Source organism: Paracoccus sp. DMF (assembly GCF_004407025.1).
GTDB lineage: Bacteria > Pseudomonadota > Alphaproteobacteria > Rhodobacterales > Rhodobacteraceae > Paracoccus > Paracoccus aminovorans_B.
In genome coordinates, this window is sequence record NZ_SOKV02000027.1 from 29530 (window position 1) to 45306 (window position 15777).

Below are 15777 nucleotides of genomic sequence, written 5' to 3' on the forward strand. Positions count from 1 at the left end.
GGGAACGCCATGATGATGACCATTGACGATGCCGTGGCAAAGCGCCGTTCCGTGCGCGGCTACCTGCCGGACGAGGTGCCGCAGGACATCCTGCGCGAGGTGCTGGGACTGGCCCAGCAGGCGCCCTCGAACTGCAATATCCAGCCCTGGATCACCCATGTCCTGTCGGGACCAAGCCTGCGCGGCCTTGGCCGGAAGATGGTGGCGGCAGCCCAGGCCGAGATTCCGCCAGACCCGGATTTCGCCGCAGACCGCAAATTCGAGGGCGTCTATCGCGCGCGCCAGATCGATGCCGCCATGCAGCTTTACGGAGCGATGGGGATCAAGCGGCACGACCGGCCACGCCGGGATTGGGCCTATCGCCGCAATCTGGATTTCTTCGGCGGGCCGCATGCGGCGCTGATCTTTCTGCACCATACGTTCGAAGAGCGCGAGGCGGTAGATCTGGGCATCTATGCGCAGACGCTGATGCTTCTGCTGACGTCGCGGGGGATCTCCTCCTGTGCGCAGGGGGCGCTGGGGCTGTATCCCGGCATCGTCCGCGACCACCTCGGCCTGCCCGACACGCATCGGCTGATCTTCGGCATCTCGTTCGGCTACGAGGACGCGGCGGTGGATGCCAACCGGGCGCGCGTCGGTCGCGCCGGACTGGATGAAACGGTGATCTTCCATCGCGACGGATATTCGACCCGACCGACGACGGAATGCGACCAAGGCCTGAGGAGAAGCGAATGACGGCACGGCTGGAAGGATGTGTGGCGCTGGTGACCGGCGCCTCGAGCGGGATCGGCGCGGCGGCAGCGGCCGAGCTTGCCGCGCAGGGCAGCAGGGTGGTTCTGGCCGCGCGGCGGGCTGGGCGGCTGGCCGAAGTCGCCGACCGGATCGCCGCGGCGGGGGGCGGGGTGCGCGTGCTGGAGGCCGACATTGCCCGGCGGGGCGTGCCGGCGCAGCTTGTCGCGGATGCCGTCGCGGCCGAGGGGCGGCTGGACATCCTCGTCAACGCCGCCGGCGTGATGCTGAACGGCAATTCGATCGATCGCCCGCTGTCCGAATGGGAGCAGATGGTCGATCTGAACCTGATGGCGCTGCTGGCGATCACCAAGGCGGCGCTGCCGCATCTGGTCGAGGCGGCCAAGGGGCCCCGCGGCGTCGCCGATGTGGTGAACGTCAGCTCTGTCGCGGGCCGGGTCGCGGCGGCGACGGCGGGCGTTTACAACGCCACGAAGTTCGGCGTCAACGGCTTCAGCGAGGCGTTGCGGCAAGAGTTCGCCCGGCGCAATGTCCGCGTTTCGGTCGTCGAGCCCGGCGCCGTGCGAACCGAGCTGTTCGATCATCAGGCGCCGGTTGCGCAAGCCCGGCTGTCGCGCATCCTGGCGGACGTGGAATACCTGCACCCCGAGGACGTGGCCGAAACCATTGCCCATATCATCACCCGTCCCCGCCGCGTCGCGTTGGCCGAGGTGGTGGTCCGGCCCACCGATCATATCTGACCCGCGGGGCGCCGCGCTCTTGCAACAACGAAACCGCGCGGTCGCAGGCCGGGCGGTGCCGCAAGGATGGGCGGCACATCGCGAAATGCCCCCGGTTCGCGTTCCGGCAAGTAGGGCGAGCCTCGAAAGGCTCGCCCCCGATCGCGCAAGACAAGAGGGAACTTACTGCGCGGCCCGGTTCAGTTCGGAACGGAAGAAATCCAGCATTTCCTGCGGATTTTCCAGCCCGGCGGTCTTGGCCTTTTCCAACCATTCGGCGGTCAGCGGCGCCACCCGCTCCTGCATCCTGGCCAGTTCCGCGTCGCTCATGCGGGTCACGGTCATGCCCTTGGCCTGCATCTTGGCAATGGCGGCCTCGGTTTCCTTGCGGTGCAGGTCGCCCGACATCCTGGCGACCACTGCGCCCGAGACCTTGCGGATCGCCTGCTGGTCTGCCTCGGAAATCCTGCCCCAGGCGTCGGGGTTGACCGAGACCAGCACCGTGGTCGAGCCGAGGCTGCCCGGCACGAAGATCATCGTGTTCAGCACCTCGTCCAGCTTGAAGCCCAGCAGCGCGTCGGGGGGCGTGGTCGCGCCGTCGATCACCCGGCCGGACGCCAGCTCATAGACCTCGGACACCGGCTTGTTGATCGGCGTGCCGCCCATCAGTTCGACGATGCGGGTCAGCGAGGGGCTGGAGGTGCGGATCTTGGCGCCGGCCCAGTTGTCCACCAGTGCCAGGTCGCGCCCGGTGGTGAAGACGTGGAACACGCCGGTCTGGAACATGGCCAGCGGGACGACATCGGGGAACACGTCCCTGTCGGCCAGGAACTTCTCGTAGGTCGCCCAGACGGCGGGCGAGGTGCGCGTTTCGTCGTCGCTGGCAAAGGGCAGTTCCATCCCCTCGACCAGCGGGAAGCGACCCGGGGCATAGCTCAGCACCATCAGCGACATGTCCGCCATCCCGTCGGCCACCACGTCGTATTGCGAAGCGACGCTGCCCACGACCTTGGGGCTTTTCTGGATCTTCACCCGGCCCTCGGTCGCCTGCTCGATGGCGGCGATCCACGGCTCCATCAACGCGACGTCCAGCGTATAGCCGGCGGGCAGCCAGTTGGAATAGCGCAGCGTGACCTCCTGCGCCTGGGCCGCCGCGACGCCGGCCGCCAGCACGAGGCCGGCGAAAATGCCGGCGCGGTGGAAAAACGACATTCGATACTCGCTGTTTGTTGCCGCCGCGGGGCGGATGAAAGGCTCTGGCCGGGTGGGCCGGCCGCCGTCGGGTCAAATCCTGCGCTTGTGCCCGACCCAGTAGGGATCGCGCAGCAGGTTCTTCATCACGGTATTCTTGGGCGCCAGCGGCAGCGGTTCCGTGCGGAACTCGACCGATTTGGGGCATTTGTAGCCGCCGATCAGGCTGCGGCAATGCGCGATCAGCTCCGCCTCGGTGGTGGTCGCGCCGGGTTTCAGGACGACGACGGCATGAACCTGCTCGCCCCATTCCTCGGACGGGATGCCGATCACCGCCGCCTCGTGGATGGCGGGATGCTGGAACAGCGCCCGCTCGACCTCGATCGAATAGACGTTCTCGCCGCCGGTGACGATCATGTCCTTCACGCGGTCGGCGACATAGAGATAGCCGTCCTCGTCCAGATAGCCGGCATCGCCGGAATACATCCAGCCGTCGCGCAACACCTCGGCGGACTGCTCGGGTTTGCCCAGGTAGCCCATCATCAGATAGTCCGAACGCATGGCGATCTCGCCCAGTTGGCGGGGTGGCAGGGTCTCGCCGTCGGGCGAGACGATCTTGACCTCGACCCCGGGCCCCGGCTGGCCGCAAGAGCGGATCCGCTCGGCCTTGGGGCCGCTGAAGACGTGGTCGCGCCAGCGCAGCATGGTGGCGAAGCCGCCGGTTTCGGTCATGCCGTAGATCTGGTAGAAGCGCAGGTGCGGCAGTTTCGCCGCCGCCGCGGCCATCAGCGCCTCGGGCATGGGCGAGCCGCCATAGACGCAGGTGCGCAGGCTCGACAGGTCATACTTGTCGAAATCGGGATGGCTGATGAGCATGTTGACGATGGTGGGCACCATCACTGCGTTCGAGACCTTGTGCGCGTGGATGGCCTGCATCATCGTCAGCGGCTCGAACTTGGGCAACACGACATGGGTGCCGCCGGCCATGGTGATGTAATGCACCGGGCTCGCGCCCGAGAAATGGAAGAAGCCGCCGACATAGGCAAAGCTCAGATCCTCGACATCCGGGATCATCGCCAGCCAAGCGGTTGCGGCATGGCCAAGCGCGGCATGGCTGAGTGCGACGCCCTTGGGCTGGCCGGTGGTGCCGCCGGTGTAGAACACGGCATAGAGGTCGTCCCCCTTGCGGTCGGCATCCGCCACCGGCTCGTGGCTGGCGATCAGGTCCTCATAGGACAGCATCCCCTCGGGCGTGGGGGCGTCGCCGATATGGATCACGGCCTTGAGCCCGGGGAACTCGCGGCGCAATTGCTGGCCCTGCTCGGCGAAGGTGTCGTCCACGCAGAGGATCGCCGCACCGCAATCCTGCAGCGCATAGAGGTTTTCCTGCGCCGACCAGCGGACATTCATCGGTGCGAAGCAGCCGCCCGCCCAGGGCACCGCGTAGAACAGCTCCAGGTAGTTGTCCGAGTTCATTGCCAGCGTAGCGACGAAGCCACCGCTTTCCAGACCCAGCCTGCGCAACGCCGCCGCCATGCGCGGTATGCGGTCGCCCAGCTCGTGCCAGTGGCGCTTGCGGGTCCCGCAGACCGTGGCGACGCCTTGCGGGTTGCGATGCACCGCCTGCTTCAGCAGCAGCGTTCCCTGCATCTCGTCCTCCTCCCTCTCTCGTTCACGACATGCTCATGACAATCCGGCGCCGGCTTTCCGCCCGGGTCTGCGGATCCTGCGCCCCTCCTCCTCAAGAGGGCGCGGTTCCCGAGCGGCGGACCGATCATTGCGCCGGCTTGCCAAATTTGTTTCGCAATATTACTGTATGATAGAGAATATAAAACGCAAGCATCGTTTTGGGACGCGCGCCAGCGGGAGAACTCCGGCGCTGCGCCCGTGGCGTCTGCTTCGCAAGAGGAGGGAGACTGCGATGACAGGACCGCTGTCCGATCTGCGGATCGTCGAGTTTTCCGGCCAGGGACCGGGGCCGTTCGCCGGCGGGCTGCTGGCCGATTTCGGCGCCGATGTGATTCGCATCGACCGGCCGGCCGAGCCGCTGCTGCCGCCGAAATACGATTTCTACAACCGCAACAAGCGATCCATCGCGCTGGACCTCAAGTCGCCTGCAGGGCATCAGGCCGCGCTGGCGCTGATCGCCGCCGCCGACGTGGTGATCGAAGGTTACCGCCCCGGCGTGATGGACAAGCTGGGCCTCGGCTACGACGCCTGCGCCTCGGCCAACCCGCGCATCGTCTACGGTTCGATGACCGGCTGGGGCCAGGACGGCCCGATGGCAAGGGAGGCGGGGCACGACATCAACTATCTGGCGCTGACCGGGGCGCTTGATGCCATCGGCTATCCCGACCGGCCGCCGGCGCCGCCGCTGAACCTGGTCGCGGACCTGGGCGGCGGCGGGATGTATCTTGCCTTCGGCATCCTTGCCGCGGTGCACGAAGCCCGGCGCTCGGGACAGGGGCAAAGGGTGGATGCGGCGATGATCGACGGGGTGTCGCATCTGATGTCCGCCTTCACCGCCTTCACCCAGCAGGGCACCTGGACCGAGCGCCGGGCCGGCAATATCGTGGACGGCGGCTCGCCCGACTACGGCTGCTATGAGACGGCGGATGGCAAGCATGTCGCCGTCGGCGCGATGGAGCCGCAGTTCTATGCCGCGCTTCTGGACGTGCTGGGCCTTGACCCGGCGGCCATTCCGGACCGGACGGACCGGGCCAACTGGCCGGCGCTGAAGCAGCTTTTCGCCGAACGCTTCCGGCAGCGGACCCGTGCCGAATGGGAGGCGGCAATGGCTGGTCGCGACGCCTGTTTCTCGCCGGTGCTGAGCATCGCCGAGGCCTGGGCGCATCCGCAGATGCAGGCGCGCGGAGTGCATGCCGAATTCGACGGGTTGCTGCATCCGGCACCGGCGCCGCGGTTGTCCCGGACGCCGGGCAGCCTGCGCCGCGCCACGCCGGCACCGGGGGAAAACAGCCGCGAGATCTGCGCCGACTGGGGCCTGCCGCAGGCGCTGTGCGCGCGGCTGGAGCGCGAGGCGGGGCCGCCCCGGTCCGCGGTCGGGACCGGCTGACGGCATGGCGGTCGTCCCCGACCGGGCGCTGGCGCTTCGGATTCCCGAACTGGCGCAGAGCTATGCCGAGCGGGATGCCATCCTTTATGCGCTTGGCATCGGGATCGGACATGACAGCACCGATCCGGGACAACTGCGCTTTGTCTACGAAACGGGGCTGAAGGCGGTTCCCACCATGGCGGTGGTCCTGGGAGAGACCATGGACTGGGTCCATGATTCCGACCTGGGGATGGACGTCAACCAGGCCCTTCACGGCGAGGAGCGGGTGATCCTGCACCGACCGCTTGCGCCGCAGGGACAGGTCATTGGGCAAACGCGGGTGATCGGCCTGGCCGACAAGGGCCCGGGCCGCGGCGCGCTGGTCCACAGCCGCAAGGAACTGCGCGATGCCGGGACCGGCGCGCTGATCGCAACCACGCTGCGCACCGCCTTTGCCCGCGCCGACGGCGGCTTCGGCGGCCTGCATGGCGAAAGTCCCGCGCCCTTGCCCGCCGTCCCCGACCGGGCGCCGGACCTGTTCTGCGACCTGCCCACCCTGCAGCAATCGGCGCTGATCTATCGGTTGAGCGGCGACCGCATCCCGCTTCATGCCGATCCGGCCGTGGCGCGCGCAGCCGGGTTCGAGCGGCCGATCCTGCATGGGCTGTGCAGCCTCGGCATCGCCTGCCACGCCATTCTGCGGCTGGTCTGCGGCTATGATCCCGACCGCATCGCCGAGATCGGCTGTCGGTTCAGCGTCCCGGTCTATCCGGGCGAGACGCTGCGGGTCGAGTTGTGGCGCGCGGGGCGGGCGGTTCATTTCCGCGCCTTGGCGGCGGAACGTCAGGCAGTTGTCCTGAGCAACGGCCATGCGACATTGCGCGAGTGAATGGAGAAGCGAATGACGAAACCCTTGCTGGGCAAGACGGCCATCGTGACCGGCGCGGCGCGCGGCATCGGCCGGGCCTATGCCCTGCGGCTGGCGCGGCTGGGCGCCGATGTGGTGGTGGCCGACCTCAACATGCAGGGCGCGGCCAGGATCGGCGAGGAACTGACCGCCGAAACCGTGATGGCCGAAGTCGAGGCGCTCGGTTCCCGTGCGCTGGGGGTCGAGGGCGATCTGAGGAAGCCCGAGACCGTCGCGCGGCTGTTCCGGGAAACCGTCGGTGCTTTCGGCGGCGTGGACATTCTGGTCAACAATGCCGGGGCGGGCGTCTATCGCCACGAGAGCCCGCTGCCCAGCCAGACCACACCGGAGGGCTTTGACTTCCTGGTGGACGTGAACCTGAGGTCCTGCGTGATGTGCTGCCAGGTCGCCGCGCCGATCATGGCGGCCAAGGGAGCCGGGGTGATCGTCAACATCTCGTCCCAGACCGCGCTGGAGCCGCTGAAAGGCGGCGCGATGGCGGTCTATGGCGCGGCGAAGTCGGCGGTCAATACCTATACCCGCAACCTGGCCGCCGAGCTGGGGCCCAAGGGCATCCGGGTGAACGCCATCGCGCCGGGCATCACGCTGACCGCGCGGCTGATGAAGCTGGACTCCGAAACCGGCGTCGGCACGTCCGAACAGCTCGAGGCTATCGCGCTGCGCCGCTTTGCCATGCCCGAGGACATGGCAAACGTGCTGGAGTTCCTGGTCGGCGACCTGTCCGCCTATGTGACCGGACAGGTGATCTCGGTCTGCGGCGGGGCGGTGCTGACGCCCAGCTAGTTCTGCCGTCCGGCCCGACCTTCTTCGAGGACGTGAAGCACACGAGGTCATCGGCCGCGGATCGATAGCGCCCGCTTCCGGATCATCGCCTGGAAGCGTTCGAGAGGTCCGGCGCAGCGAGGATGAGTGCGGCGTTCTCGATGATCGCCACGGTGACCGCGAATTCTCTGGTGATCGCGTTCTGCATCAGCATCATCGCGATCTTCCGGGCCGAAGGCCAGCGCCGTCTCCCGGCGGCGGCGCGTGGCCCACCCGGCAACGACCCGCAGGCCGTCGCCGAAGCCGGCGAGACGACGCCAGAGCTCGGCCCCATTGCGGCATCCGCCGGACCGAGCATCGTCGAGCTGGACGCGCCAAGGCTCGAGCGAGTTGGCGCGGATGCGGAACGCACGCCGCAGGATGCGCCGGACGGTCTGCCGGCTGCAGCCGGTCCGCAGGGCGATGTGCCTGATCGGAACGCCCTCGCCGGCGAGGAACGGACGGCTGCGTTCACCTGCTCTCGCCGCGTGAAGCCCTCGTATTCCAACCGCTCGGCTGAGGGTACCCGCGCTGAGCGCGCGGCAACCGGAGATTATCCGACAGCCTGGTCAGTGGACTGATTTTGGGTCAGAGCCAAAAATTGCATGCCGAAACACACCGACCCTAGCTTCCCGCGCCCCGGACGAAGGCCGCGACTTCGCCCTTGGGACAAAGCTCGATAACGTTTCCATGCCCTCCGGCCTTGGTGATCCAGCCCCGGCGCAGCGGCAGGTTCGCGGTCGGCGGCTGGTCGTAGACCCTGAGCCCGCGGGCGCGGTATTCCGCGATGGCGGCGTCCAGGTCCTCGACCTCCAGCGCCACGACCACGTCGCCCGGACGCAGCTCGGTCTTGCCCGAGGCTTCGACCAGTTCGATGATCGGCCCGGCGGGATTGTCGAAGAACGCCAGCCGCAACCCCAGTTCCGGGACCAGCCGGATGACCGGCTGGCCCAGCCCCAGCGTCCTGCCATAGAATTCCAGCGCAGGTTGCAGCTCGGCGACCGCGATTCCGATATGGTCCAGAACCGGCTTCATTTTCCTTGCCTCGTATATGATACATATATTTATTATAAATCAGATTATGATATAGGCGGGCGTCCGGCAACGGGCGGTCGGAGAAAGATGGACAATTCGGACAACCGGTGGCGGAGCCGTGCATGGCCGCAGGACGGCGCGTTGCGCGCCGGCCAATCCGCGCGGGCCGAGACACCCAGGCCTGACCCCCTAGCCGGCAGGGCAGGGGAGGGAGCCGCATCGTGACGGGTCCGGCGCAGCAGGGCCGGTGCCAGCCGGCGGCCGCATCGCCCCTGGCCATCGCCGTTCTGGCGGCGGGGAACTTTGTCGTCGGCACCGCCGGCTTCATCGTCGTCAGCATCCTGCCCGAGATCACCGCCGGGCTGAATGTCAGCCTGGCTCAGGGGGCGCTGCTGTTCACCGTCTATGCGGGGGCCTACGCCATCGGCTCGCCGCTGCTCATTTCCTTGACCGGAGGGATCGGGCGGCGGCGGCTGCTGCTTGCCGCCATGACGATCGTCGTGGCCTCGGCGCTGGTCTGCGCCTGCACCCGCTCGTTCCAGGTGATGCTGGCGGCGCGGGCCGCGGCGGCCTTCGGCGGCGGGCTTTACACGCCGGTCGCCGCCTCGGTCGTCTTTGCCGCCGTGCCGGAACCGCGGCGGGGTCGGGCGCTGGGCCTTGTCTTTGCCGGGCTTCAGTTATCGCAGGCGGCCGGGCTGCCGCTGGGCGTGGTCATCGCGCATCAGCTGGGCTGGCCCGCCGCCTTCCTGATCGTCGGCGGGCTGGGCGCGCTGTCGGCGGTCGGGTTGTGGTGGACGCTGCCGCGTCGGGTCGTGGTCCCGGTGACCTCGCTGCGCACGCTGCTGGACGCGGGCCGTGATCCCAAGGCGCTGGCGGCGGTCTTCGTCATGGCGCTGCATGCCTGCGCGCTGATCCTGTGCTATGGGCTGATCGCGCCGCTGGTCATGCGGCACGGCGGCAATGTCGGCCTGACGGTCGGGGTGTTCGGCATCGGCGGGGTCGTCGCCGGGCTGATGATGGGGCGCGTAACGCAGCGGCTGGGCGCGGTGCGGGCGCGGATGCTTGCCCTGGGTTCGCAGGTGGTGATCCTGCCGGTGCTGTCGCTGCCGCTGGTCGGCATCGCGCCGCTGCCGGAAGCGTTGCTGGTCGTGCAGGCGCTGCTGTGGCACCTGTTGGCGGGCGGCATGATGATCCCGCAGCAGATCCTGCTGATGCAGCGCAATCCCGAGCGGGGGGCGGTGGTGCTGGGGTTGAACGCGACGATGAACTATCTGGGCTTCGCGCTGGGATCGGCATTGGGCGGCCTCGTCGTGGCGGGCCTGGGCTATGACTGGCTGGGTCTCGCGGGTGGTGTGGCGGCGGGGCTCGCCGTGCTTGTCTCGATCCACAGCGAGCGGATGTATCGCCGCGACGGGCAGGCCCTGTAAGAAGCGGCAAATAATCGTTGCACCGCCCGTCACGCCATATAGTATGCAAGCACACGATATGCCCGCCCGCTCGGAGGAGGAGAGCGGCAGGACGGGGCAAGGCCGGCGCGGCAGGGCAGGGCGCAGCCGAAGTCCCGTGACGGCCATCGCACACCCGCCCGCAGCCGGCGCATTCCGATTCCGGCTCTGCCGGGAAGATGACAACAGGCGGCCCCGGGGGCCCGCCGCAGCACGAGCGAGATCCAATGCCTTACAATTCCGTGTATGCACCAGGCCTGTTCAAGGACCAGACCATCATCGTCACCGGCGGCGGCAGCGGCATCGGGCGCTGCACCGCGCACGAGTTGGCCCATTTGGGCGCGCAGGTCGTGATCGCCGGCCGGAACCCCGAAAAGCTGGAAACCGTTCGGCAGGAGATCGTCGAGGACGGCGGCAAGGTTCACGCCGCGACCTGCGACATCCGCGATGAAACGCAGGTCGTCGCCCTGATCGATCAGACGCTGGAGCGTTTCGGCGCCATCAACGCGCTGGTCAACAACGCCGGCGGGCAATACCGGGCCGAACTCAAGACCATCTCGACCAAGGGATTCGAGGCGGTGGTCCGCAATAACCTGACCGGGGGCTTCATCTTCATGCGGGAAATCTACAACCGCTGGATGGAAGCCAATGGCGGTGCCATCGTCAATGTCATCGCCGATATCTGGAACGGCTGGCCCGAGATGGGGCATTCCGGCGCTTCGCGCGGCGGCATGTGGACCCTGACCGAAACGGCGGCCTGCGAATGGGCCCATTCTGGCGTGCGCGTGAATGCGGTGGCACCGGGGGGGATCGCATCCTCGGGCTTTGACCAATACGCCCCCGAGATCACCGAGCGCATCCTGGCCTATCCGGCGCAGGTCCCGCTGCCGCGCTATGGCACCGAATCGGAAATCTCGGCCGCGATCACCTATCTGCTGTCGCCCGCGGCGGCCTATGTGACCGGCAGTTGCCTGCGCGTCGACGGCGGCGCGCCGAACCGCCGGCAGACCTGGACCCAGGATTATCCGGCGACCAATATCCCCGAATACAATGGCTTCCACCGCGCCGTGCAGCCCGAGGTTCTCAAGAACCGCGGCTGACCATCTGAAGCTGGCGAACGAATGCCCCGATTGTCGGGGCCTTTGTGTCGGGGCGGTAGAATCAGATAGCGAAGATGATCTAACGCTTATCATACTCTGACATACGGTATGGAGAAACGCCGGCGTCGTCCTCATGTTCCATGGGAGGGAAACATGACATTCATATCCAGAAAACTTTTGCCCGGTATCGCGGTGGCGATCATGGCCGCGGCTTCCGTTGCCGCGCCGGTGCAAGCCGAAACGGTAACCTTTCGTTATTCGCAGTGGCTGCCGCCCACCTATCCGCTGCAGGCCGAGATCATCGACCCGTGGTTCGAGGAAATCGCCCGTGTCACCGAAGGGCGGGTCAAGATCGTCGCGACCCCAAAGGTCGTCGGCACGGTGGCGGGCCAGTATGACGTGCTTGTGGATGGCATGGCCGATGTGGCGCTGGTTGTGCCGGGCTATACGCCGGGCCGGTTTCCGCTGAGCGAGGGGCTGGAACTGCCGTTCCTGGGCGATGATCCGCGCGTCTCGATGCCGGTCAGCTATCGCACCTATGAAACCTATCTGGAGCCGACCGGGATATTCGACGAAATCGTGCCGTTGGCCGTGTTCACCGGCAACCCGGCGCATCTAGCGCTGCGCTCGGGCGAGGTGACGGCGCTGTCCGATCTGGCAGGCAAGAAGCTGCGCAGCCCGCAACAGGCGGCGTCGAACTCGATCGAGCTGATGCAGGCCGTCCCGGTCTCGAAGCCAATGTCCGAGGTCTATGAGCTGGCGTCCAGCGGGGCGATCGACGGCGGCATCATTCCGCCCGACACGCTGCTGGGCTTCAAGCTTGCGGGCACGCTCAGAGAATATGTGCTGGTGCCGGGCGGGGTGGTGAACACCGTCAACATGCTGGCCTTCAGCCGTGATGCCTGGGACCGGATCTCGCCCGAGGATCAGGCCGCGATCCGCGAGGTCTCGGGGTTGCCACTTGTCACGAAAATGGGCGAGATCTATGCTGCCTCGCTGGCCGACGCGCTTGAAACCATGCGAGCCGAAGGCATGGGGGTGCAGACCCCGCCGGAAAGCTTTGTGGCCGAGTTGAAAGAGCGGCTGGAGCCGACCCGCACAAGCTGGATAGAACTGGCGCGCAAGAACGGGCTGGAAGACCCCGAAGCGATGATCCGGTTCTTTGAAACCGAATACGCGGCCGGGATAGCCGCGCAATAAAACGGCTGCGCAAAGACCAGGGCCGCCCGGGCGTCTTCCCGGGCGGCCCTTGTTTTTCGGCCGCGGTCCAATGGACCCGCGCCGCATGGGCGCCGGTTCCGCCTTGTCAGCGTTTGTCGTGTTCGGCTTTCATGGCCTTGGCGATGATGGTCTTCATGATCTCGATCGAGCCGCCGGCAATCTTGGTGATCCGCGCATCGGCATAGGCGCGGCAGATTGGATATTCCCACATGTAGCCCCAGCCGCCGAACAGTTGCAGGCATTCGTCGGCCGCCTTGCAATGCAGTTCGGTCGTGTACATCTTGGCCATGGCGGCGTCCACGGGGTCCAGTTTGCCCTGCATGAACAACTCGATGCACTTGTCGGTAAACACCCGGGCCAAGGTGGCCTGGGTCTTCAACTCGGCCAGCTTGAACTGGGTGTTCTGGAAATCGAAGATCGTCTTGCCGAAAGCTTCGCGCTGCGTCGTGTAATCCAGCGTCCATTCGATGATCGTCTCGGCCACGGTGGCAGAACGGATGGCCTGGGCCAGCCGCTCCTGGCTCAGCTTGGTCATCATCAGGGCAAAGCCCTCGCCCTCGCCGCCCAGCATGTTCGCGGCCGGGACGCGCACATTGTCGAAGAACAGCTCGGAGGTGTCCTGCGCGTGCATCCCCAGCTTTTCCAGGTTGCGGCCGCGGCGGAAGCCCTCGCGGTCGCCCTCGATCAGGAACAGCGTGACGCCCTTGGCGCCGGCGTCGCGGTCGGTCTTGGTGGCGCAGACCAGCACGTCGGCGTGCTGGCCGTTCGAGATGAACACCTTCTGCCCGTTGATGACGTAATCGTCGCCGTCGCGGGTGGCGCGGGTGCGGATGGCCTTGAGGTCCGAGCCGGCATGCGGTTCGGTCATGCCAAGCGCGCCGATCCATTCCCCGGTGACCATCTTGGGCAGGAACTTGCGCTTCTGCTCCTCGCTGCCGAAGGACAGGATATAGGTCGCCACCAGATCGGTGTGGATCAGGAAGCCGGGACCCGAGGCGCCGGCGCGCCACAACTCCTCGAACACCACCACGTCGAACAGGTAGTCGAGGCCCAGCCCGCCATATTCCTCGGGCACGGTGCAGCACAGCAGGCCCTGTTCGCCGGCCTTCAGCCACAGCTCGCGCGGGACGATGCCGTCCTTTTCCCATTGCGCGTGATAGGGCGTGATCTCTTTTTCGACGAACCGCCGGACGGTTTCCCGGAAAAGCTCATGTTCCTGGTTGAAAAGGCTGCGTTCGATCATCTTGGGTTCCTCTGGTGGCGGGTGCCGCAAGGCCTTGCCGGATGGATGGGAGTCAATTTTCCGCCAGTTCGGCCCGGTGCTCCGGAGCGGCGATGGCAATCAGTCTTTCGCGGCGCTGCGCCGGGCTTGCCGCCCTCAGGTCCGCAAAGCCGTGTTCGGTGACGACGATATCGGTGTCGAACCGGCCCAGCGACACCGGGCCGGGCGCCTGCCCCGAAGGGACGATGCGGCTGATCTTGCCGCCCGCCGCCGTTGCGGGCAGCACCAGGATGCGCAGCCCCTGCAATCCGCGGGCGCCCGCCGCGAAATCGGAGGCTCCGCCAGGGCCCGACACCAGGCCCTTTCGGGTGGCTTCGGCATGGCCGTTGCCGGCCAGGTCCACCTCGATGGCCGAGTTGATGGTGACGAAGCGCCCGATGCCGGCCAGTTGCGCCAAGTCATGCGTGACCGAAGGCGGGGCAAAGCGAAACGCGGGCCGGCCGACGGCATCATAGAGCCGCCGGCTGCCGATGGCGACGCCGGCGCAGATCGGCGCGTCCGCGCGCAGCGCCCCGGCCTCCAGCAGGTCCAGCGTCGAATCCCCGATCAGGCCGGAATGGATGGACAGGTTGCGGTGGCCGGTCAGGCCGCGCATCACCGCCTCGGGCGTGCGGCCAAGGCCGGCCTGGATCGTCGCGCCCTCGGGCACCAGTTCGCGGGCCAGCGCGGCGATGCGGGCCGAGACCTCGTCCATGCCGGGGTCCGAGACGGGCAGCGGCGCCTCGCCCTCGACCACGGCATGAAAGCGGTCGAGGGGGATGGACCGGCCCTGCGTCCGCGGCACCAGCGGGTTGACATGGCCGATGATCCGCGGAACCTGCGGCCAGATGTCGCCGATGAAATCATTGACCGGGCCAAGGCTGCACAGCCCCTGTTCGTCCGGGGGCGAGACCATGACCAGGGCCGCATCGGGCGGGTTCGCCGCCAGATGCAGCCGGATCTCGCGATAGCAGAACGGCAGGAAGTCCACCTGCGCCTCATGGCCCGCGAACTCGGGCATCATGAAATAGCTCTCGATCCGGGCCCCGGCCGCCAGCAGCCCGGCCAGCCGGTTCAGGCCGGGCACGAAGATGCCGGTGAAGGTCAGGCCGCGCAAGTCCGCGGCCTCCAACCCATCGCGGATCAGCGCGCTTTCCCCCGAACAGGCATGAAGCCAGATCCGGGCGCCGGCGGGAAGGTGACCGGCCAGGTCGCGCGAACCGATCTGCAAGGGTGCCATGACCGTTCCCGCCTTATTCCACGAACTTGTAGAAATCGGCCTTGCGCTTCTCGTTGAAGGCATTGACGCCTTCCTGCGATTCCGGCGTCGCGTAATACAGCTTGACCGCATGCAGGGCGAGGTTCGAGATGCCCCGGATCGAGTCGCTGTCGGCGTTGAACGACCGCTTCAGGAAGGCCAGCGCCGTAGGCGAGCGTTCCGCCAGCGTATCGGTCCATTGCGTGACGGCGGCGTCCAGCTCCTCGAGCGGCACGACCTTGTTCACCAGGCCGTAGCCCATGGCGTCGCGGGCCGAGATGCGGTCGTTGAGATACCAGATCTCGCGCGCCTTCTTGTCGCCGACGATGCGGGCCAGCATGCAGGTGCCCCAGCCGGCGTCGAACGAGCCGACCTTCGGACCCACCTGGCCGAACATGGCGTTTTCCGAGGCGATGGTCAGGTCGCACAGCGTCGCCAGGACGTTGCCGCCGCCGATGGCAAAGCCGTTCACCCGGGCGATCACCGGCTTCGGCACGTCGCGGATCAGGCTTTGCAGCTCGTCGATGGGCAGGCCGACGACGCCGCGGCCGTCATAATTGCCCTCATGCGCCGACTGGTCGCCGCCGGTGCAGAACGCCTTGTCGCCGGCGCCGGTAATGACGATCGAGGCCACGTCCTTGTTGTTTCCCGCAAGCTGCAGCGCCTGGATCATTTCCTCCAGCGTCTGGCCGCGGAAGGCGTTATAGACTTTCGGACGGTTGATGATGATCCAGGCCGCGCGGCCGCGGACCTCGTAGATGATGTCCTCGAAAGCGGGGATGTTTGCCATGGTCTCTTCCTCCAGTTACGCAAGGCTGCGGTTGCGCTTGCTTGTCACGACTATCGTTCACATGCACATCATGAACAGGCATCTTGTCCTGCGATCCTCGGGCGAGGGCTGCGCAGGACGGAATTTCGTCCGGCTCAGAGCTTCCCTGTGAGTTCCGGGACGGTTGTGAACAGGTCTCCGACCAGGCCGTAGTCGGCGATCTGGAAGATCGGCGCCTCCTCGT

At 67.0% G+C, this 15777-nt stretch carries 15 protein-coding genes; 9 read left to right on the forward strand and 6 right to left on the reverse strand.

Features of this window, described 5'->3' with window-relative positions:
* Positions 1-9 precede the first annotated feature (9 nt).
* Complete coding sequence (locus E3D03_RS13930; RefSeq protein WP_263567432.1) at positions 10-735, forward strand: nitroreductase; 726 nt, start codon at positions 10-12, stop codon at positions 733-735.
* On the forward strand, positions 732-1490 hold the full coding sequence (locus E3D03_RS13935) for an SDR family NAD(P)-dependent oxidoreductase (protein WP_263567433.1): 759 nt from the start codon (positions 732-734) through the stop codon (positions 1488-1490). The genes E3D03_RS13930 and E3D03_RS13935 overlap by 4 nt, the downstream gene beginning before the upstream one ends.
* 162 nt (positions 1491-1652) lie before the next feature.
* On the opposite strand, the gene E3D03_RS13940 is transcribed toward E3D03_RS13935, so the two are convergent.
* Together E3D03_RS13940 and E3D03_RS13945 are read right to left on the reverse strand one after the other, a co-directional pair.
* A complete protein-coding gene (locus E3D03_RS13940; RefSeq protein WP_263567434.1) occupies positions 1653-2681 on the reverse strand; it encodes a TRAP transporter substrate-binding protein in 1029 nt (342 codons plus the stop codon).
* Between the two features lie 72 nt (positions 2682-2753).
* Positions 2754-4310 carry an AMP-binding protein gene (locus E3D03_RS13945; RefSeq protein ID WP_263567435.1) on the reverse strand — a complete coding sequence of 519 codons (1557 nt, stop codon included), beginning with the start codon at positions 4308-4310 and terminating at the stop codon, positions 2754-2756.
* Between the two features lie 271 nt (positions 4311-4581).
* On the opposite strand from E3D03_RS13945, the gene E3D03_RS13950 reads away from it, so the two are divergent.
* The 4 genes from E3D03_RS13950 (at position 4582) to E3D03_RS13965 (ending at position 8025) form a co-directional block, all read left to right on the forward strand.
* Positions 4582-5736 carry a CaiB/BaiF CoA transferase family protein gene (locus tag E3D03_RS13950; protein WP_263567436.1) on the forward strand — a complete coding sequence of 385 codons (1155 nt, stop codon included), beginning with the start codon at positions 4582-4584 and terminating at the stop codon, positions 5734-5736.
* Between the two features lie 4 nt (positions 5737-5740).
* Entirely contained in the window at positions 5741-6604 is an 864-nt protein-coding gene (locus E3D03_RS13955; RefSeq protein ID WP_263567437.1) for a MaoC/PaaZ C-terminal domain-containing protein, read from the forward strand.
* Between the two features lie 12 nt (positions 6605-6616).
* Entirely contained in the window at positions 6617-7426 is an 810-nt protein-coding gene (locus E3D03_RS13960; protein ID WP_263567438.1) for an SDR family NAD(P)-dependent oxidoreductase, read from the forward strand.
* A gap of 122 nt (positions 7427-7548) precedes the next feature.
* A complete protein-coding gene (locus E3D03_RS13965) occupies positions 7549-8025 on the forward strand; it encodes a hypothetical protein (RefSeq protein WP_263567439.1) in 477 nt (158 codons plus the stop codon).
* Positions 8026-8068: 43 nt separating this feature from the next.
* Here the strand turns inward: E3D03_RS13965 and E3D03_RS13970 are convergent, their stop codons facing one another.
* Positions 8069-8479 carry a VOC family protein gene (locus tag E3D03_RS13970; protein ID WP_263567440.1) on the reverse strand — a complete coding sequence of 137 codons (411 nt, stop codon included), beginning with the start codon at positions 8477-8479 and terminating at the stop codon, positions 8069-8071.
* A gap of 221 nt (positions 8480-8700) precedes the next feature.
* Here E3D03_RS13970 and E3D03_RS13975 point away from each other — a divergent pair, with 221 nt between their 5' ends.
* The 3 genes from E3D03_RS13975 (at position 8701) to E3D03_RS13985 (ending at position 12224) form a co-directional block, all read left to right on the forward strand.
* On the forward strand, positions 8701-9906 hold the full coding sequence (locus E3D03_RS13975) for an MFS transporter (protein WP_263567441.1): 1206 nt from the start codon (positions 8701-8703) through the stop codon (positions 9904-9906).
* A 260-nt stretch (positions 9907-10166) separates the two neighbouring features.
* Entirely contained in the window at positions 10167-11024 is an 858-nt protein-coding gene (locus E3D03_RS13980; protein ID WP_263567442.1) for an SDR family oxidoreductase, read from the forward strand.
* 153 nt (positions 11025-11177) lie between these two features.
* Positions 11178-12224, forward strand: a complete 1047-nt coding sequence (locus E3D03_RS13985) for a TRAP transporter substrate-binding protein (protein WP_263567443.1) — start codon at positions 11178-11180, stop codon at positions 12222-12224.
* Between the two features lie 106 nt (positions 12225-12330).
* Here the strand turns inward: E3D03_RS13985 and E3D03_RS13990 are convergent, their stop codons facing one another.
* From E3D03_RS13990 to E3D03_RS14000, 3 genes are read right to left on the reverse strand one after another with little or no spacing between them, the layout of a single operon-like run.
* A complete protein-coding gene (locus E3D03_RS13990) occupies positions 12331-13488 on the reverse strand; it encodes an acyl-CoA dehydrogenase family protein (RefSeq protein ID WP_263567444.1) in 1158 nt (385 codons plus the stop codon).
* Between the two features lie 52 nt (positions 13489-13540).
* Positions 13541-14746 carry an acetyl-CoA hydrolase/transferase family protein gene (locus E3D03_RS13995; protein ID WP_263567445.1) on the reverse strand — a complete coding sequence of 402 codons (1206 nt, stop codon included), beginning with the start codon at positions 14744-14746 and terminating at the stop codon, positions 13541-13543.
* Between the two features lie 13 nt (positions 14747-14759).
* Positions 14760-15554, reverse strand: coding sequence for an enoyl-CoA hydratase-related protein (locus tag E3D03_RS14000; RefSeq protein WP_263567446.1), 795 nt, complete (start codon positions 15552-15554; stop codon positions 14760-14762).
* Positions 15555-15777 lie beyond the last annotated feature (223 nt).